This is a genomic window from Rhodococcus sp. T7 (assembly GCF_009872365.1).
Lineage (GTDB): Bacteria > Actinomycetota > Actinomycetes > Mycobacteriales > Mycobacteriaceae > Rhodococcus_F.
Map to the genome: position 1 here is coordinate 7318 of NZ_WXYH01000008.1, position 20214 is coordinate 27531.

Here is a 20214-nt window from a genome sequence, read left to right on the forward strand (position 1 = left end):
TTCTAAGCAATCTCCTAGAAAACTGGGGCAGACTCCTGAATGGAGGCACCCCAGCGAGCAGCGTCGTGCGGGGACGGATGCGTGAGAGAAGTCAGCGATGAGTTCACCGACCCCGGTTGGTCCCGGAGACTCGTCGGCGCGCGCCTATCCGCTGTCGCCCGCACAGATGGGGATGTGGCTCGCGCAGCGCGTCGACCCTGCCGTTCCCGTGTCGGTCGCCCAGTACGTCGACATCCGTGGCGCGCTGAACCGTAGCGCTCTCGCGTCTGCGTGTGCTCGCGCTGCCGCCGAGTTCGAGTCGTTCTTCCTGCGGATCACCGAGGTCGACGGGCAACCGCGGCAATGGGTGGACCCGAGCCTCGACGCGACCGTCGGCTACGTCGACTTCCGGGACGCTCCCGACCCCGAGACGTCGGCGCACGCGTGGATGCGCGCCGAGTCCGCCGAACCGATCGACGTCCGGCGCGACCGTCTGACGGTCTCGTTCGTTCTCCACGTCGGGCCGGGCCACTACTTCTGGTATTCGCGCGCGCACCACGTCGCGATGGACGGTTTCGGGTCGATCACGCTGGTCTACCGGATCGCCGCGCTCTACACGGCCGCGGTGCACGGACTTCCGCCGCCCGCGAGCAGGACCCTCGGCCTGCGACGCATTCACGACCTCGAGATCGACTACCGCGACTCGGCCCGCCGCGACGCCGACCGGGAGTACTGGACCGACACGATGCGTGGCGTCACCCATCCGAGCACTCTCGCGCGCGGGTTTGCGCCTGCGGCCGCCGGTTCCCGGGACGTCAGCGGCCTGTTGTCCACCGAACTGGTCGATCGGCTGGAGAAATGCGCGGCGGCGCACGGGGTCAACCCTGCGACGCTCACGGTCTGCGCGGTCGCCGGCTTTCTGGCGCGCATGACCGGCGAGGACGACGTCACGCTCAGCCTCCCGGTGTCGGCTCGCACGACGGCGGCGCTGCGCCGGTCCGGCGGAATGGTGTCCAATATTGTGCCGCTGCGGATCCCGGGTGCGGGGACGGCAACCGTCGGCGATCTGGTGTCCCGCACGCGTCTCGTGATGTCCGGCGCCCTGCGGCATCAGCGGTACCGGCACGAGGACATCCGCGCCGATCTGGGAGACACGCTGTCCGGGCCGCGACTGTTAGGCCCCGCCGTCAACATCATGCTGTTCCCGGAGGAACTCGAACTCGGTTCCCTGCGGAGTCAATTGCACGTGCTGTCTTCGGGTCCGATCGAAGATTTGCTGGTGAACCTGTACCGCTCCGGTCCCCACGGACGCGTGCACCTGGACTTCAAGGCGAACCCGCGACTGTATTCGCAGGACGAGCTGGACGGTCACCATGTGCGATTCCTGCGGTACTTCCAGCGCTTCCTCGACGCCGAGACCGCGCACCCGATCGGTGACGTTCCTATCCTCACAGAGAACGAAACCGCGGCGCTGGTCCCCTGCCCCGGACCGCCGGGCAGTGCGCCGGTCACGCTCGCCGACGTGTTCCGCACAGCTGCCGTCCGGGCCCCGGACGCGACGGCCGTCGTCCACGCCGGCCGGGAGGTCAGCTACCGGGAACTCGACGAGTGGTCGGATCGGATCGCGGCGACGCTGGCACGGTCCGGCGTCGGGTCCGGCGACGTGGTGGCACTGGCGTTCCCACGGTCCTTCGACTATCTCTGCGCGGTCTGGGCCGTCGCGAAGACAGGTGCCGCATTCGTGCCGGTGGACCCGACGTACCCGGCGCGGCGTGTCCGGCACATGCTCGACGACTCCCGCGCGGCGATCGGGTTGACCTCCGCGGAGTTCGCGGCCACGTTGCCGGACGGCACCGAGTGGCTGCCGCTGGGTGAAGCTGCCCGTGCCGGAAGCCCCGATTTCCGCACGCCGGCAACGCGACTCGACGACGCCGCGTATCTCATCTACACGTCCGGCTCGACCGGGACCCCCAAGGGGGTGGTGGTCACGCACCGTGGGATCGCGAATCTTGTCTCCGCGCAACGCACCCGACTCCACCTCGACGGGTCGGCGAGGGTTCTGCACGTCGCGTCGCCGAGTTTCGATGCCTCCGTCTTCGAGATGCTGATGGCCTTCGGTTCCGGCGCCGCACTGGTCATTACCCCACGTGAAACCTACGGCGGATCCCCGCTGGCGCAGCTGATGACCACCGAAACCGTCACCCATGCGGTGCTCACCCCGTCGGTGCTGGCATCGATGGAGCCCAGCGGCGTCGCAGGTCTGCGCATCCTGGTCGTCGCCGGCGAGGCGTGCCCAGCGGAACTGTTGTCGCGGTGGACGTCCCGGTGCCGGATGATCGACGCGTACGGTCCGGCGGAAACCACCGTCATGGCGACCGTCAGCGACCCCCTCCGCGACTCCGCACCGGTCACCATCGGCCGGCCGATCGACGGCACGAGGGTGGTGGTCCTCGACCACCGGCTCCGCCCGGTCCCCGTCGGCGTGGCCGGCGAACTGTACGTCGCGGGGGTGGCCCTGGCCCGCGGGTATCACCGCAGGGCCCGGCAGACGTCGGAACGGTTCGTCGCCGATCCGTACGGACCACCGGGTACCCGCATGTACCGCACCGGCGACACGGTCCGCTGGACCCGCGACCACGAACTCGAGTACCTCGGCCGCAGCGACGAGCAGGTGAACCTGCGCGGCCTGCGCGTGGAGCCCGGGGAGATCGACACCACGCTCCGCCTGCATCCGGCGGTTCGGTTCGCCGTCACCGTGATTCGCTCGCAGGCCACCGGCGATCAGCTCGTCTCGTACGTGGGCGCCGACGCCGTGACGGAGCGGGAGTTGCTGTCGTTCCTCACCGCCGAACTGCCCCCGCATCTCGTGCCTGCCGACGTCGTCGTGCTCCCCCACCTTCCGCTGACCCCGTCCGGCAAGCTGGATCGCGCTGCCCTTCCCGAGCCCCGCGCCCGGTCGTCCACCAGGGTCGCCCCCGACAGTGACCGGGAACGGACGCTCCACGCCCTCTACGCCGACATCCTCGGGACCGCCGATTTCGGTGTGGACGAGTCGTTCTTCGCGCTCGGCGGCGACAGCATCATGGCGATCCAACTGGCCGCCCGCGCGCGGAGCGCCGGAATGACGTTCACCCCGCGCGACGTGTTCGAGCAGCGGACGGTGTCCCGGCTCGGCGTGGTCGCCGCCGATCCGAGCAGACCGGCCCTCGAGGAACTCCCCGGCGGCGGGATCGGCGAGATGCCACTCACCCCGGCCACCCGGTTCCTCTTCGACCGCGTCGAGGCAATCGACCGGTACGCACAGGCTGTGGTGGTGGAACTGCCACGGGGCGTGGACGCGCAGAAACTGCACACGGTGATCGGGGCCGTCGTCGATCGGCACGACGCGCTGCGTGCACGCCTCGGACGCCGCTCCGACAGGACGGCGTTCCTCACGGTGAGTCCGGCCGGCGCACCGCTGCCGGACGGCACGATCACACGGATCGCGCTGCCCGCCGACGCGGACCCGACGCAGCTTGCGCGGGACGAGCACGAGGCGGCAGTTCGGAGGTTGAATCCGGTTGCCGGCGTGATGATCCAGTGCGTCTGGCTCGATCCCGGACCGGAGGACGCCACCCGCCGTGGGCGACTGCTCGTCGTCGCGCATCACCTGGTGATCGACGGGGTGTCGTGGCGGATCCTGATCGGCGACCTCGCCGCGGCGTGGGGGCAACTCGAAGCGGGCGCGTCGCCCAGCCTTCCGCCGGTCGGCACGTCCCTGCGCCGGTGGTCGCACGGACTGGCAGAGGAGGCGCAGTGCCCGGACCGCAGGTCCGAACTGTCGTTCTGGCGTGCGATGACGTCGGTCGAGGATCGGCCGCTCGGCACCCGGCCGCTCGACCCGCAGCGTGACGTGAATTCGACGGTGGACCGGATTCATACGAGAACATCCGCAACGCACTCGCTCCTCACCGACCTTCCGGCCGCCTTCCGCTGCAAGGTCAACGATGTACTGCTCACCGCCCTCGCCCTCGCTCTCGCGCAGTGGCAACGCCGCCGCGGACGACCGGCCACGGTGCCGCTGATCCGGCTCGAGGGTCACGGCCGCGAGGAAGCGGTGCTGCCCGGTGCCGATCTCTCCCGCACCGTCGGGTGGTTCACCAGTATTTTTCCGATCCGCCTCGACCTGGGGGACCTCGACCTCGACGACGCCGGCACCGCCATCACGGTGGTCAAGGAACAGTTGCGTGCGGTGCCCGACAAGGGCGTCGGCTACGGCCTGCTGCGGCGTCCCGGGGACGAGGCCGGGCAGATCGCGTTCAATTACCTCGGGCGGCTCGATTCCGCTGATTCCGAACGTGATTGGCGGCCGGTGCGGGACGGCACCGCCATGTTCTCCTCCGCCGAACCGTCGATGCCGGTCACCGCGCTGATCGACATCACCGCGTTCACCAGTCACGGCGTCCTCGACGCCACGTTCGCGTTCCCGACGGGTGCGATTGCGGCCGAGGCCGTGCAGGCTCTGGCCGATCTGTGGGAGCAGTCGCTGGCAACCCTCGCCGCGGTGGCGCGTTCTCCGCACACGAGTGGGCTCACTCCGTCCGATCTGCCGCTGGTCGCCGTGGACCGCGAAGACATCGAGGAGTGGGAACGCGACCGTCCGGGTCTGCTCGACGTGTGGCCGCTGACACCGTTGCAGTCGGGGTTGCTGTTCCACGCGACGCTCACCGGCGAGGAGGCCGATCCGTATGCGATGCAGGTAATCCTGACCCTGTCCGGGCACCTCGACCCGGCGCGGCTCCGAAGCGCGTGCGGCGCGGTCCTCGCGGGGCACGCGAACCTGCGCACCGCGTTCGTGCGCGACAGTCGCGGCGTCCCGGTGCAACTCGTACTCGGCGATGTGCCGCTGCGGTGGCGGCACATCGACGTCACGGGCACCGGCGCCGAGCAGATTCTGCTCGACGACCGCACCACCCGCTTCGACCCGTCGGCCCCACCGCTGATCCGGTTCACCCTGCTGTCGCGGGGGCCGGACCGTGCCGAACTCGCGATCACAGCCCACCACATCGTGCTGGACGGCTGGTCCATGCCGCTGCTGGTGCGCGAACTCTTCACCGCCTACCGGCGCGGTGACGCCCGCACCGAGTCACCGGATTCGAGCCCCTATCGCGACTTCCTGGAGTGGCTGGCGGCGCGGGACACCGACGCCTCGGCGCGGGCGTGGGCCGCGGCGCTCGACGGCGTCACCGAGCCCGCCGCCCCGGCGGACGATACCCCGACCACGTCCGAGTCAATATTGGAACTGAGCGAGGCGGACACCCGGAGGCTGACGGTCCGCGCGAGCGAACTCGGAGTCACGCTGAGCACCGTCGTCCAGGCGGCCTGGGGAATCGTCCTCGGGCAGGCGACCGACAACGACGACGTCGTGGTCGGGGAGGCCGTCTCCGGCAGGCCGCCGGAACTCGCCGGCGTGGAGGGCGCGGTGGGATTGTTCGTCAACACCGTCCCCGTGCGGATCCCCCTCGACCCCGGTATCGACGTCGCCGCGCTGCTCACCCGCCTGCAGGCCGAGCAGGTTCACCTCCTCGAACACCACTGGCTGGGCCTCGCAGACATCCAGCGGGCGGTCGGGGTGGCGCCGCTGTTCGACACGCTGGTCGCGTTCGAGTCGTACCCCGTGGACCGCACCGCGCTGCCGGAGCCCACGGACGGTCTGATCCTGGACGGCGTTCGCGCACACGACGCCTCGCACTACGCCGTGACACTCGCGGTGACGGCGGCCCCGACCCTGCGGCTGACGGCGAAGTGCCGGTCACACCGGTACGACGGTGAGGCCCTGCTCGCGCGAGTCGGCCGCGTGCTCGACTACATCGGCAGGGATCCGCACGTCGCCGTCGGGAGTCTCGACCTCCTCGACGCGGCGGAGCGGGAGCGGGTGCTGCGCGCCTGGAACGCAACGGACGCACCGGTGCCCTCGGCCACCCTGGTGGACCTGTTCGACGCACAGGTCGGGCGCTCGCCCGACTCCGTGGCGGTGGTGTTCGGCGCGGATCGGGTGACGTACGCGGAGTTCGACGCACGGGTGAACCGGCTGGCCCGGTATCTCGTGGCGAGTGGCGTCGGACCGGAAAGCGTTGTCGGAGTGGCAATTCCACGTTCGATTCGGCTTCTCGTCGCGCTGCACGCGGTGCTGAAGGCCGGCGGCGCCTATCTGCCCGTGGATCCCGGGCACCCGCTCGAACGCACCGCCTTCGTGCTCGGCTCGGCAGCACTGGTTCTCACGTCCGGTGCCGGGAACGGCACGGTCCCGGACGGAGTCGCTGTCGTGGATCTCGACCGGCTGGACGTCGCGCGATACGACCCCCACCCGATCTCGGATTCGGAGAGACGCACACCACTGCGCCCGGCGAACGCCGCGTACGTCATCTACACCTCCGGTTCCACGGGACGACCCAAGGGCGTCACGGTGACCCACGAGATGATGGTCAACCAGTTCCGGTGGGCGCAGACGCTGACGCCGCTCGACGGTACCGATGCGGTGCTGCACAAGACCCCGCTCACATTCGACATTTCCGCATGGGAACTGTTCTGGCCCTTGCACACCGGAGCACGGGTGGTGATCGCCGAGCCCGGCGGACACCAGGACCCCGGCTATCTCGCGCGGACCGTCGCGCAGCAGTCGATCACGACGCTCCACGTCGTTCCGTCGATGCTCGACGCCTTCCTCGAGCACTGCGGGCCGCAGGTGCCCCCGACTGTGCGTCGCGTGTATTCGGCGGGCGAGTCGCTGCCCGCTGCCACGGCAACACGATTCGCGGAATGCAGTGCCGCTGCGCTGTACAACTGGTACGGCCCGTGCGAAGCGGCGGCGGCCACGTCGGAGTCGGTCGACGGCAACGAGATCGGCACGGCGATCTCCCTCGGCGGTCCCATCCACAACATACGTACGTATGTGCTCGACCGCCGGCTGCGACCGGTGCCCGTCGGGACGCGGGGCGAGTTGTACGTCGCCGGGGCCTACCTGGCGCGCGGGTACGCCGGACGTCCCGACTTGACCGCCGAACGCTTCGTCGCCGACCCGTTCGGTGGCACGGGCGGGCGGATGTATCGCACCGGCGATGTGGTGCGATGGAACGAGGCGGGCGGGCTCGAATATCTGGAGCGCAGCGACTTCCAGATCAAACTCCGCGGCCAGCGCATCGAACCCGGCGAGATCGAAACCGCGTTGACGTCCGACCCGGCCGTGACCCAGGCGGCGGTCACGGTGCACCGCGACCGGGACGCCGGCGACCGGCTGATCGCCTACATCGTGACCGCAGGCGATGCGCCGGACGAGCGGCGGATCGCCGACCGTCTCGCCGGACTGCTCCCGGCCTACATGATCCCCTCCGTTTTCGTCTCGCTCCCCGAACTGCCCGTCACGTCTAGCGGAAAACTGGATCGCGCGGCCCTGCCGGAGCCGGTGCCCGCGAGGCCTGCGTCCGATCCGCCCGTCACCCCCACCGAGGACGTGATCGCGTTCGTGTTCGCGGAGGTGACCGGCACCGCGTCCGTGGGACGGTACGACAACTTCTTCGCCGCCGGAGGCAACTCGCTGACCGCCGCGCAGGCCGCCGCCCGTGTCGGAGCGTCGCTGGGAACCACCGTCGAACTCCGCGCACTGTTCGACCACCCCACGGTCGCGGAACTGTCGGCGTATCTCGCGGACCGCGCCCTCGAGACCGAGCAGGCGCCGCTGGTCGCCCGTGCCCCGGCCGTCCACGTGCCGCTGTCCCTCGCCCAGCAACGCCTGTGGTTCCTGAACCGGCTCGACGGACGCTTGGCCACCGACAGCATTCCCGTCGTCCTCCGCCTCACCGGGACGCTCGACGAAGCTGCACTGTGTGCGGCGGTGCGTGACGTGATCGACCGCCACGAACCCCTGCGCACCGTCTACCCCGAGCACGACGGGATCCCGTGCCAGCACGTGCTCCCCGCGAGCGCCGTGCCGCCGTGCACGGTCCGGGAGACCGCGAATCCCGCGGGCCGGGTACGGGAACTGCTGTCGGCGGGATTCGACGTCACCGCCGAACCCTCGGTACGCGCCGAACTTCTCGCGGTCGGCACCGGCGAGTGGGTGCTCGCCCTGGTCGTCCATCACATCAGTGCCGACGGGTTCTCGCTGGGACCGCTCGCCCGGGACGTGATGACGGCGTACCGCGCGCGGGCGCAGGGCGGTACGCCGGTGTGGACGCCACTGCCGGTCCGGTACGCCGACTACGCCCTCTGGCAGCGTGAACTGCGGGACGGGCAGCCGAGTCTGGCGTACTGGAGGCAGACCCTGTCCGGGATGCCCGAACTGCTGACCCTGCCGTTCGACCGCGCCCGACCGCCGGTCGCGACGCACCGCGGCGCCGACGTCGCGTTCACCCTCGACGCGGACACGCACCGGCGGATTCGTGCCCTCGCGCGCACCCACGACGCCACTCCGTTCATGGTGGTGCACGCGGCGCTGGCCGTCCTCGCGGCCAGACTCGGCGGCACCGCGGACATCGTCGTCGGCACTCCGATCGCGGGACGCGGGCCGCGTGCACTCGACGACCTCGTCGGGATGTTCGTCAACACACTGGTGTTGCGGACAGACCTCGCCCTTCACGACACGTTCGCCGGCACTCTCGCCCGCGTGCGGGACGTCGACCTCGCCGCGTACTCGCACTCGGACGTCTCGTTCGAGGAGATCGTGGAGGCGGTCGCGCCGGAGCGGTCGCGTGGCCGCAATCCGCTGTTCCAGTTGGCGCTCGCCTATCACAACACCGCACCCGTCGTGGTCGATCTGCCGGAGGTGTCCGCCACCGTCATCGAGATCGAGACGCACACGGCGAAATTCGACCTCCAGCTCACCATCTCCGAATCACTCGACGATCGGGGTGACCCCGGGCCCCTCTCGTGCGTCTTCACCTACGCCACCGACCTGTTCGACGAGGCCACCATCGCCGGGTTCGCGGACCGGTTCCGCCGGGTGCTCCACACCGCACTCGCCCATCCGCGCGTGGTAATCGGCGACATCGACCTCCGGGGCGGTGCGGAGGGGTCGGCCCGGCACGCCGGTGCGCCGTCGTTGCCGAAGCGGACGCTGCCCGACCTGATGTCGGTAGCCGCCGAACGGAATCCGGAGGGTCCGGCACTGACGGCGGATGGCCGGACCATGACGTACCGCGAACTCGACGCCGCGTCGAATCGCCTCGCCCGCGCGCTGATGCGGCGCGGGGCGGGCCCCGAGACGATCGTCGCTCTCGCGCTGCCGCGCTCGGCGCTGTCCGTCGTCTCGGTGTGGGCCGTCGCGAAGACCGGTGCCGCGTTCGTGCCCGTGGACCCGAACTACCCCGCCGCGCGGGTCGAGTACCTGTTGGGCGACTCCGGCGCCGCGCTCGGGCTGACCACCGTCGCGGACCGCGAGGCGCTGCCGGACGGGGCGGACTGGCTGCTGCTCGACGCCCCGGACGTCCGCACCGAAAGTCGCGGTTACTCCTCGGCCCCGATCACCGACGCCGAACGCACGCGGCCGCTGGAGGTGCAGCACCCGGCGTACGTGATCTACACGTCCGGTTCGACGGGGAAACCCAAGGGTGTGACGGTAACTCACACCGGTCTCGCCGATTTCACGGCGGAACAGCGGGAGCGCTACGCGGTGACCGCGGCCTCGCGGACACTGCACGCGTCGTCCCCCGGCTTCGACGGCGCGGTGCTCGAGATTCTGCTCGCGCTCGGTGCGGGCGCGTGCATGGTGCTCACCCCTCCGACGGTGCAGGGCGACGATCCGCTCACCGAGGTGCTGGCCGGCGAGCGGGTCAGCCACGTGTTCACCACACCGACGGTTCTGGCGACGGTCGACCCCCGCGGCCTGCACGACCTGCAGGTGGTCGTGGTGGGCGGCGAACCGTGCCCGCCGGAACTCGTGAAAGCCTGGGCACCGCACAGGCATGTGTCGCTGTTCAACGGCTACGGCCCGACCGAGACGACGGTGATGACGACCATCAGCGACCCCTTGGTGGCCGATCAGCCGGTGACCATCGGCCGGCCGGTCCGCGGCGCCGCGGTACTCCTGCTGGATGCGCGTCTGCATCCGGTTCCGACGGGAGTGGCCGGCGAACTCTACATCTGCGGTCCGGGCGTCGCGCGCGGCTACCATCGCAGGGCCGCGCTCACCGCCGCACGGTTCGTCGCCTGCCCGTTCGGCGGCGCCGGGGAACGGATGTACCGGACGGGAGACGTGGGCCGGTGGTGCCGCGACGGGTCGATCGAGTATCTGTACCGCAACGACGCGCAGATCGAACTGCGGGGTGTGCGAATCGAACTCGGCGAGATCGACGCGACCCTTCTCACGCATTCGGACGTGCGGTTCGCGGCGACGGATGTGCGTGAACTGCGCGACGGTGTCGACGCACTCGTGTCGTACGTACTCCCGGAGCGGGGCGAGACGGTCGATCCGGATCAGCTGATCCGCTACGCGTCGACCCGACTGCCCGCACCGCTGGTACCCGCGATCGTCGTCGTGCTGGACGCCGTGCCGCTTACCGTCAACGGGAAACTCGACCGCTCGGCACTGCCCGACCCCGTTCCGGCGTCGGCCGACTTCGAGGTCCCGCACACACCCGCGGAGCGAGTGGTGGCGACAGCGTTCGCGGAGGTCCTCGGACTCGACCTGGTGGGACGCGAAGAAAACTTCTTCGCGCTCGGTGGCACGTCGCTGTCCGCGACGCGCGCGGTGTCCCGGATCGGTGCCGCGCTGGAGACGTCGGTGCCGGTGCGCGCGGTGTTCGACACCCCGACCATCTCCGCACTCGCGGCGGCCGTCACCGAGCAGACCGACGGCGGGGCGCACGTCGCCCTGACCGTGCGCCCGCGCCCGCGCCGGGTGCCGCTGTCGCCTGCGCAGCAACGACTGTGGTTCCTCGCCCGCCTCGCCCCCGGCTCTCCCGAATACAACATCCCGATGGCGCTGCGACTCGACGGAACACTCGACGTCGCCGCCCTCACCGCGGCCGTGGCCGATGTGGTCGGCAGGCACGAACCGCTGCGCACCCTGTACCCGGACAGCGATGGCGTCGCGTACCAGCAGTTGATCCCGGTGTCGCGGGCCACCCCGTCCCTCCGGCCGATACCCGTGGCCCGGGGCGACGTCACCGCGCGGGTCACGACGTTCGCGTCGCAGGGTTTCACTCTGGGCGCCGAACCGCCGATCCGCGCCCGGCTGTTCGCCCTCGCCGCCGACGAGTGGGTGCTCGCCGTCATGGTCCATCACATCAGCGCGGACGGGTTCTCGGTGCCGCTGCTCGTCCGCGATCTGATGACCGCCTACGAGGCGCGGGTCGCGGGCGCGGCGCCGCGGTGGGCCGCACTGCCCGTCCAGTACACGGACTACACCCTGTGGCAGCACGAAGTGCTGGGCGATCGCGACGATCCGCAGTCCGTCGCGGCGCGGGAACTGTCGTACTGGAAGGGCACGTTGTCCGGTGCGCCGGAACAGTTGTCGCTGCCCACCGACCGTCCGCATCCGGCCATCGCGTCGCACCACGGCGGCACCGTCGAATTCGGGCTCGACGACGCCCTGTACCGCGCGGTCGAGCACACCGCGTCGACGTGCGCCGTCACCCCGTTCATGGTGGTGCACGCCGTGTTCGCCGTGCTGCTCGCGAAGCTGAGCGGGTCCACGGACATCGTGATCGGCACACCCGTCGCGGGACGCGGGGATCAGGCGCTCGACGAACTGGTGGGCATGTTCGTCAACAACCTGGTCCTGCGCACCGAGGTGAGGCCCGCGGAAAGCTTCGCGGACCTGCTGGGCCGGGTGCGGGAGGACGACCTCGACGCATTCGCGCACTCCACCGTCCCGTTCGAGACCGTGGTCGAGGCGCTCGATCCCACCCGCTCCCGCGCCCGCAATCCGCTGTTCCAGGTGGCCCTGGCGTTCCAGAACCTCGACCACACCCCGCTCACCCTGCCCGGACTGCGGGTGTCGGCGACCACTCCCCCCACCCGGTCGGCCCGATTCGACCTGCAACTCACCGTGACCGCGGATCCCCGCCCATCGACGGAACGCACCCGGCGCACGGCCGTGTTCACCTACGCCACCGACCTGTTCGACCATCACACGGTCGTGGACCTCGGGGAACGTTTCCTCCGGACGTTGAGCGAGGCTGTCGCGCAGCCGCATCGGGCTGTCGGCGACCTCGCCCTCGTCGATCCGGACCCGGATGTCCCCGTCGCAATACCGTCCTCCGGTGAAACCCTCGTCGATCTGTTCGAGCTGCACGTCGCCACGTCGCCGGACGCCGAAGCGGTCGTCGCCGGCGACCGCGTCCTCACCTACGGTGAACTCGACCGTCAGATCAATCGGCTGGCCCGCCACCTCATCGCCGCTCGTGTCGGCCCGGAGTCTCTGGTGGGTTTGGCGATTCGCCGCTCCGTCGACCTCCTCGTCGGAATGTATGCCGTCGCGAAGGCGGGCGCGGCGTACGTGCCGATCGACCCCGACCAGCCCGCACAGCGCAACGCCCAGATCATCCGCGCCTCGGACGCGCGGGTCGTCCTCACCACCGAACGCGATCGGTTCGACCTCGCCGACGTTCTGCCCGCGGAGACACGGCTCGTCGTCGTCGACCGGGTGGACCTGTCCGCGCTCGATCCGTCGCCGGTCTCCGATCTCGATCGGACCGCTCCCCTGAGAGCGCAGAACCCCGCGTACGTGATCCACACGTCGGGATCGACGGGCACCCCCAAGGGGGTCGTCGTGACCCATGCCGCCGTCGTGAGCTTCCTGAAGTGGCGGCAGGACACGGACCCGCTCGGCGCCGGCGACACGGTGATGCTCAAGCTGCAGTACACGTTCGACGCCTCGGTCCGCGAATTCTGGTGGCCGCTGATCGCCGGTGCGCGGCTGGTGATCGCCCGCCCGGACGGCCACCGCGACCCCCGGCATCTCGCCGAGCTGATCGGACGGCACCGGGTGACCGCCGGATACTTCCTTCCGCTGATGCTGGCCGAGATCCTCGCGATCCCCGACGCGGATCTCACGTCACTGCGGCAGGTGTCCTGCGGCGGCGAGGTTCTGCCGCCGGGCACCGCGCACAGTTTCCACGCACGGTGCCCGGACACGGTGCTCTACAACGAGTACGGCCCGACCGAGACGGCCGTCGCGGTGACCCGCACGGTCGTCGACAGTGTCGGCACGACCGTCCCGATCGGCGTGCCGCAGGACGGGGTCGGTGCGCTCGTGCTGGATTCGCGGCTGCATCCGGTGCCTGCCGGCGTTCCCGGTGAGCTCTACCTCTCGGGCGCCCAGTTGGCCCGCGGGTATCTCGGGCAGCCGGGGACGACGGCCTCCCGGTTCCCGGCCAACCCGTGGGGACCGCCCGGTCAGCGGATGTACCGGACCGGCGACGTGGTCAGTCGCCGGCACGACGGCACGATCGAATACCTCGGCCGGCGGGACCTCCAGGTGAAGATCCGCGGTCAACGCGTCGAACTCGAGGAGATCGAGACGGCGCTGCGCCGCAACACCGCCGTCGCGCAGTCCGCGGCGGCCGTCTACGAATCCCCTGCCACGGGTTCCCGACTGGTCGGCTACGTCGTGCCGCGTCCGGGCGCGGACGTGGACACCCGTGCCGTGTCGGCGGAACTGGCGCAGCGACTGCCCCGGTACATGGTGCCCAACCAGATCGTGGTGCTGGAGGCACTGCCGTCGACATCCCACGGCAAGCTGGACCGGCGCGCGCTCCCCGATCCGGGTGTGCCACGGGCGCAGCGGTTCCGTCCCCCGACGACCCGCACCGAGAAACTGGTCACCGCGGTGTTCGCGGACGTGCTGGGCACCGGACTGGTGGGGCTGGACGACAATTTCTTCGAGCTGGGCGGCAATTCGTTGTCCGCGACCAGGGCGGCGTCCCGGCTGCACACCTCGACGCACGTCGAGATCCGCCTCGACTGGTTCTTCACCGACGCGACCGCGGAGAGCATCGCCGCGCGGATCTCGTCGAGTTTCGCCGCCGCCTCCGACGCCTCCGCGGCGCTCGAGGTGCTGTTGCCGCTGCGGCCGGACGGCGGACGGGAACCGCTGTTCTGCATCCATCCGGCAGTCGGGTTGGCCTGGTGCTATTCGGGATTGAGTGCGCATCTTCACCCCGGTCGCCCGGTCTGGGGTGTGCAATCCCCCGCCGTGACGGCGGCCGGCGACCGGTTCACGACGATCACGGAGCGCGCCGCGCGCTACGTGCAGGAGATCCGCCGTGTGCAGCCGCGGGGGCCTTACCACCTGCTCGGGTACTCGGTGGGCGGCGTGATCGCGCACGCGATGGCGGTCGAGTTGCGCTCGTGCGGCGAGGACGTCGGTGTGCTCGCGATGATCGACAGCTACGCGTCGGCGGAACGCGGCACCCCGGTACCGACGCTGCCGGAACTGCTCGCGGAATTCGGGGAAGGCGCATCGGAACAGCTGGGTCCGGAGCAGCTGGCCCGGTTGTACGAGGACTACGTCGACGTCATCGACACCGCCGCCGACTTCGCGCCCGGGCACTTCGACGGCAGCCTGCTGTTCTTCGGCGCGGCCGGGGACGGCTCCCAGCCCACGGCCGCGTGCGCGACGTGGCGGCCGTGGATCGACGGGGACGTGATCGCCCACACCGTCGACCGCCCGCACGCGCAGATGACCGACCCGGAGGCGCTGGCCGTCATCGGACCGATCCTGTCCGACTATCTCGACGGCGTCTCAGCCGCCGACGGGACGGAGAATTCAGGCGCCGACGGGACGGAGAATCCACCAGCCACCCAGCACGAGGCAGCCCAGAGTGACGAGTAGGGACAACCCCACCCACACGATGCCGGGAACGTGGGTGAGCCGCGCCAGCTGATCCGCGTCCGACTCCGGGGCCGCGCCGCGGGCGCGTTGACGCTGCAGTTCCAGGACCGGTCGCGGGGCGGCGACGAGCATGAACAGCGTGATCAGATAGGCCGCCGCCACCTGCTGGTCCTGCGTGCCGAACCACACGAGCCCGAACAGCAGCGCCCCGACCACCGTGAGCGAGAACAATCCGTACAGGTTCCGGACGAGGATGAGCATGGCCGCGAGTGCCACGACACCGATCCACAGCACCGCGATCGCATGCTGGGTGCCCAGCACCCAGGCCGCGCCGAGCCCCAGAACGGCGGGACCCTCGTAGCCGGCGAACGTCATGAGGACCACGCCGAGCCCGGTCGGTTTACCGGACGAGATGGCCACACCCGACGTGTCCGAGTGCAACCGCACCCCCTTCAGCGTGCGACCGAACAGCAGGGCGACCACCAGGTGCGCACCCTCGTGCACGATGGTCACGACATTGCGGGTGATCCGCCAGGCGTGCGGTTCGAGAACGAGTATCACGGCCACCACCGCCGTGACCTGAACGATCCAGGGAGCCGGCGCGGGGCTGACGGCGCTCACGCGCTCCCACAACGAGTGCATTCCATTCATCGGCGCCGAGTGTACGGCGGCCGGCTGATCACTCCCTGCGTGCGAGCTGTGGAATCAATCCGCCCGCGAGCACGTCGTCGACCTGACGTGGAGACAGCCGGTGACGCACCGGGATCTCCACGTCACGGGTCGCGTCGAGCAGGGTCAGACGGGGGCCGGAACGAATGGCCTCCCTGACTCCGTCGAGGACCAGCACGTCGTCCTGCCGGATCGTGTCGTAGTCGTCCGGGTTTTCGAATTCGAGTGCGAGCACACCGAAGTTGGCGAGGTTCTGCCAGTGGATACGGGCAAACGAGGTGGCGATCACCGCATGCAGACCGAGGTACCGCGGGGTGATCGCGGCGTGCTCACGGGAGGAACCCTGCCCGTAGTTGTCGCCGCCGACGATGAAATGCCCGGTGGTCCTCGCCGTCTCCTCCGCGCGCGCCGGGTAGGTCTCGTCGACCTGGGTGAACGTGAACCGGGACAGCTTGGGAATGTTGGAGCGGAACGGCAGGGCCCGGGCCCCGGCCGGAGAGATCTCGTCGGTGGAGATGTTGTCACCGACCTTCAGAAGCACCGGAGCCTCGATGCGGTCGGGCAGGGGCGGAAACTCGGGCAGGGACGAGATGTTGGGGCCCTTCACCAGTTCGACGTGCCGAGCCTCCTCCCGCGGCAACGGCGCCACCAGCATGGCCGTGTTCACGGTGGCCTCATCCGGAAGCGTGATCTCCGGGTACTGCATCCCGGCATCCTCTGCCCAGTCCCGCGGGTCGGTGATCACCCCGGTGAGAGCCGATGCGGCAGCCGTCTCGGGTGAACACAGCCACACGGAATCATCGTGGGTGCCCGAACGCCCGGGGAAATTGCGGGGCATCGTCCGGAGAGAATTCCGGCCGGTCGCCGGCGCCTGTCCCATCCCGATACAACCCATGCATCCGGATTGATGTACGCGCGCGCCTGCCACGACGAGTTCGAGCATGGCGCCCATCTTGGTGAGGTCGGAGAGGATCTCCCGCGAACTCGGATTGACGTCGAAGCTCACGCTCGGGTCGGTCTGCCGCCCCGACACCATGGCCGCAGCGATCGCGAAGTCGCGCAGGCCGGGATTGGCGGACGACCCGATCACCACCTGGCTGACGTCCTCACCGGCGACGTCCCGGACGGGTACCACGTTGCCCGGTGACGACGGTTTCGCGATCAGCGGCTCGATCGTCGACAGGTCGAGCTGTTCGTGCACGTCGTACTCCGCGCCTGCATCGGCGCGCAGTTCCACGAAATCGTCTTCCCTGCCCTCGGAGCGCAGGAACGCGCGGACGGCGTCGTCCGAGGGAAAGATCGACGTCGTGGCGCCCAGTTCGGCGCCCATGTTCGCGATTACGTGACGATCCATCGCCGTCAGCGTCGCGAGTCCCTCACCGTGGTATTCGATGATCCTGTTGAGCCCGCCCTTGACGCCGTGGCGACGGAGCATCTCGAGGATGACGTCCTTCGCCGAACTCCACTCGGGGAGCCTGCCGGTCAACTCCACACCCCAGACCTGGGGCATCCGGAGGTGGAGGGGTTGACCCGCGATCGCCATGGCGACCTCGAGTCCACCGACGCCGATCGCGAGCATGCCCAGCGATCCCGCCGCCGGGGTGTGCGAGTCGGAACCGACCATGGTCTTGCCGGGGACACCGAAGCGCTGCATGTGGGTGGGATGGGAGACGCCGTTGCCCGGCTTCGAGAACCACAGCCCGTACCGCAGGGCGGCGGTGCGGAGGAACTCGTGGTCCTCGGCGTTCTTCTCGTCGGCCTGCAGCAGATTGTGATCGACGTACTGCACGCTCAACTCGGTCTTGATGCGGTCGAGGTGGAGCGCCTCGAGTTCCTGCATCACCAGGGTTCCGGTGGCGTCCTGGGTGAGGGTCTGATCGATCCGGATCGAGATCTCCTCGCCCGGTTCCATCCGGCCGTCGAGGAGGTGTGCACCGATGACCTTGCGGGCGACAGTGTCCGACATCGCTGATCCCTTCGTCGTCCTTCCAGGATGCGCCGGAACGAGGGCGAGGGCCAGCGGCCGGAACAGTCCGGAACTCGACAGGACAATCTTCGGCTTTCTACGCAAAACCGTAGAGAGAGCTAGATTGCGCTAGTCGTGCTGCGCGCGCAGATACTTCCCGAAGTGCGGCACGGTAAATCCGATCGACCCGCGCTCGGCCGAATAGATCAGACCCTTCTTGATCAGCCCGTCCCGCGCCGGTGACAGCGACGCGGGTTTGCGGCCCAGTTCGGACGCGATCGCCGCCGTCGCGACCGGGCCGTCGTCCCCGGAGAGGTCGGCCATCGCGCGCATGTACTCCCGCTCGGCCGGCGTCGCGCGCTCGTATCGCGAACCGAAGAACCCGACCGCCAGTTCCTCCTCCGCGGTCGGCTCCGCCACCCGCACGTCCTCCTCCGTGATGGGTGTCGCCGCGGCCACGTCCCACGTCGCCTTGCCGTACGCCTGGACGAAATAGGGGTAGCCGTCGGCCGCGGCGTACAACGCGTCGAGCGCCTCGTCTGTGAACTTCACGTCCTCGCGTTCGGCGGGCGCGATCAGCGCCCGGTCCGCGGACACCCGGTCCAGCCGGTCGATGCGGTGGTAGCTGAACAACCGCTCCGAGTAGCTCTTGGACGCCGACAGCACCGCGGGCAGGTGCGGCAGTCCGGCACCGACCACGATCAGTGGGGCCGCGTCCTGGCTGAGTTCGTGGCAGGCCCCGCACACCGCGGAGACGTCCGCGGCGCCGAGGTCCTGCATCTCGTCGATGAACAGTGCGATCCCGACGCCGACGTCGCGGGCCAGGGACGACGCGTCGAGCAGCAGTTCCACCAGGTCGATCTCGATGTCCCCGGAATCGGCGCGACCCTTCACCGCGGGCGCGTCGATCCCCGGCTGCCACCGCTCGCGCATGCCCTTGTCGGCCGTCGCGCGCAGGGCGAACGACTTCAGGATTCCGAGGAACTCCTCCACCCGGTCGGGGTCGCGGTGCGCGCCCGCGATCTCCCGGATCGCCATGTGCAACGCCGAGGACAGCGGCCGCCGCAGATCCTGATCGGGGCGGGCCTCGATCTTCCCGGTTCCCCACCGGCGAGAGATGGCCGCCGACCGCAGATGGTTCAGCAGGACCGTCTTCCCGACCCCGCGCAGACCCGTCAGCATCACACTGCGCTCCGGGCGGCCGCGCGCGATCCGCTCGAGCACCACGTCGAACGCGTCGAGCTGCCTGGTTCGTCCCGCGAGCTCCGGCGGGCGCTGCCCCGCGCCGGGTGCATAGGGGTTACGGACAGGGTCCATGGCCACGAAGGTAACAACGTCTGTTGCCGAATCTGCGCTCATCTAGCGCGTGTCCTAGATCCCGCTATGAAGTTGCCGCGGGGCCGGGGTGGGTACTTCCGCACCCTGCGGTGCCTATCGACGATCGCGCGTTCCCCCGAGGCTGGATGCAGCCGCAGGAACAGGGAGAACACCATGATCGAATTGGACGCCAGAGCCGAGTTGGAACGACTCGCGCCGTACGCAGCGACGGGCGACGAAGACGCCGTCGAAGAGGTTCTCCGCATTGCGCATCCGCTCGTGCACCGCTACTGCACGACCCGCCTCGAATCGGTGGATCACCCGCACACGACCGCCGACGACGTCACCCAGGACGTGTGCCTCGCGTTGATGAGCGCCCTGCGGACGTACCGGAACCAGGGAAAGTCGTTGCTGTCGTTCATCTTCGGCATCGCCGCGCACAAGGTGTCCGACGCGCGGCGACGCGCCACCCGGATGTCCGTACCGCCGACCGCGCGCGCCGCCGCCGCACATCACGTGGTGGACGTCGAGGAGGGCCCCGAACATCACGTCCTGCGCGACGAATTGCGCGGCGAGATGGGACTGCTCGTCGAGACCCTCCCGGTCCGGCACCAGCAGATCCTCTTCATGCGCGTCATCGTGGGAATGTCGGCGGAACAGACCGCGCGGGTCCTGGACACCACACCGGGCGCCGTCCGCGTCGCGCAGCACCGGGCGCTGAGCCACCTGCGGGCGCGGATCGGGCACGGACCCGCCCGCTGAGAGGTTCCCGCTCGGTCGTTGCCATCCGGCGGGCCGAGTGGGGAGCCGGATACGGCGGCGCCGCAGCGCATTCCGTCGTCCCGCACCCGCAGGACGAGAACACCGTGCACGTCGCGATGAACACCGGAGGCGTGTATCGCACCACGGACGGGGGTGCGTCCTGGGAGCCGCGCAACACCGGGATCACCGCCTACTTCCTCCCGGACCCGAACCCGGAGTTCGGCCAGTGCGTCCACAAGATCGCCCGTGACGGCGTCGTCCCCGACCGCTTGTACGCCCAGAACCATCACGGGGTCTACCGCTCCGACGACAGCGGCGACACATGGAAGTCGATCGCGGACGGGCTGCCGACGGACTTCGGATTTGTGATGCTCACGCATCCCCGTCGCGAGGGAACGGTGTGGGTGGTTCCGTTGACTTCCTCTCGACCGTGAACGACCGAGATTCCCCTCGAGACTCACGTCCCGAGGTTCCTGTTTCACCGACAGTCGCCTCCCCGCACTTTATGTGCGGGGTGGTCTCACACCGTCTCCGCAGGCTGCCACCGCCAGTCCGACGGCCAAAATATTCCTCGCCGCATTCACATCCCGATCATGGACGACGCCGCACCGGCACGTCCACTCCCGCACATTCAGCGGCATCGCCGAGGCGATCGCCCCGCACACCGAGCAGGTCTTCGACGACGGATAGAACCGGTCGATCGCCACCA

General features: G+C 69.7%; 7 protein-coding genes. 3 read left to right on the top strand and 4 right to left on the bottom strand.

Annotated elements, in window-relative coordinates:
• Nucleotides 1-97: 97 nt before the first annotated feature.
• Nucleotides 98-14791 carry a non-ribosomal peptide synthetase gene (locus tag MLGJGCBP_RS01115; protein ID WP_160093736.1) on the top strand — a complete coding sequence of 4898 codons (14694 nt, stop codon included), beginning with the start codon at nucleotides 98-100 and terminating at the stop codon, nucleotides 14789-14791.
• Here MLGJGCBP_RS01115 and MLGJGCBP_RS01120 read toward each other — a convergent pair.
• From MLGJGCBP_RS01120 to MLGJGCBP_RS01130, 3 genes are all read right to left on the bottom strand, one after another.
• On the bottom strand, nucleotides 14726-15442 hold the full coding sequence (locus tag MLGJGCBP_RS01120; RefSeq protein ID WP_160093737.1) for a M50 family metallopeptidase: 717 nt from the start codon (nucleotides 15440-15442) through the stop codon (nucleotides 14726-14728). The two genes, MLGJGCBP_RS01115 and MLGJGCBP_RS01120, sit on opposite strands and share 66 nt — an antisense overlap.
• Before the next feature lie 28 nt (nucleotides 15443-15470).
• The gene (locus MLGJGCBP_RS01125; RefSeq protein WP_160093738.1) at nucleotides 15471-17426 is read right to left on the bottom strand and encodes an aconitate hydratase; all 1956 of its coding nucleotides are present in this window, start codon (nucleotides 17424-17426) and stop codon (nucleotides 15471-15473) included.
• Between the two features lie 129 nt (nucleotides 17427-17555).
• Complete coding sequence (locus tag MLGJGCBP_RS01130; protein ID WP_087559192.1) at nucleotides 17556-18743, bottom strand: AAA family ATPase; 1188 nt, start codon at nucleotides 18741-18743, stop codon at nucleotides 17556-17558.
• 174 nt (nucleotides 18744-18917) lie between these two features.
• On the opposite strand from MLGJGCBP_RS01130, the gene MLGJGCBP_RS01135 reads away from it, so the two are divergent.
• The gene (locus tag MLGJGCBP_RS01135; RefSeq protein WP_160093739.1) at nucleotides 18918-19505 is read left to right on the top strand and encodes a sigma-70 family RNA polymerase sigma factor; all 588 of its coding nucleotides are present in this window, start codon (nucleotides 18918-18920) and stop codon (nucleotides 19503-19505) included.
• Nucleotides 19506-19609: 104 nt separating this feature from the next.
• Complete coding sequence (locus MLGJGCBP_RS01140) at nucleotides 19610-19939, top strand: WD40/YVTN/BNR-like repeat-containing protein (RefSeq protein WP_236580860.1); 330 nt, start codon at nucleotides 19610-19612, stop codon at nucleotides 19937-19939.
• A 69-nt stretch (nucleotides 19940-20008) separates the two neighbouring features.
• Here MLGJGCBP_RS01140 and MLGJGCBP_RS01145 read toward each other — a convergent pair.
• Nucleotides 20009-20214: zinc ribbon domain-containing protein (locus MLGJGCBP_RS01145; protein ID WP_201452926.1), on the bottom strand; the 206-nt coding region annotated here is incomplete at its 5' end.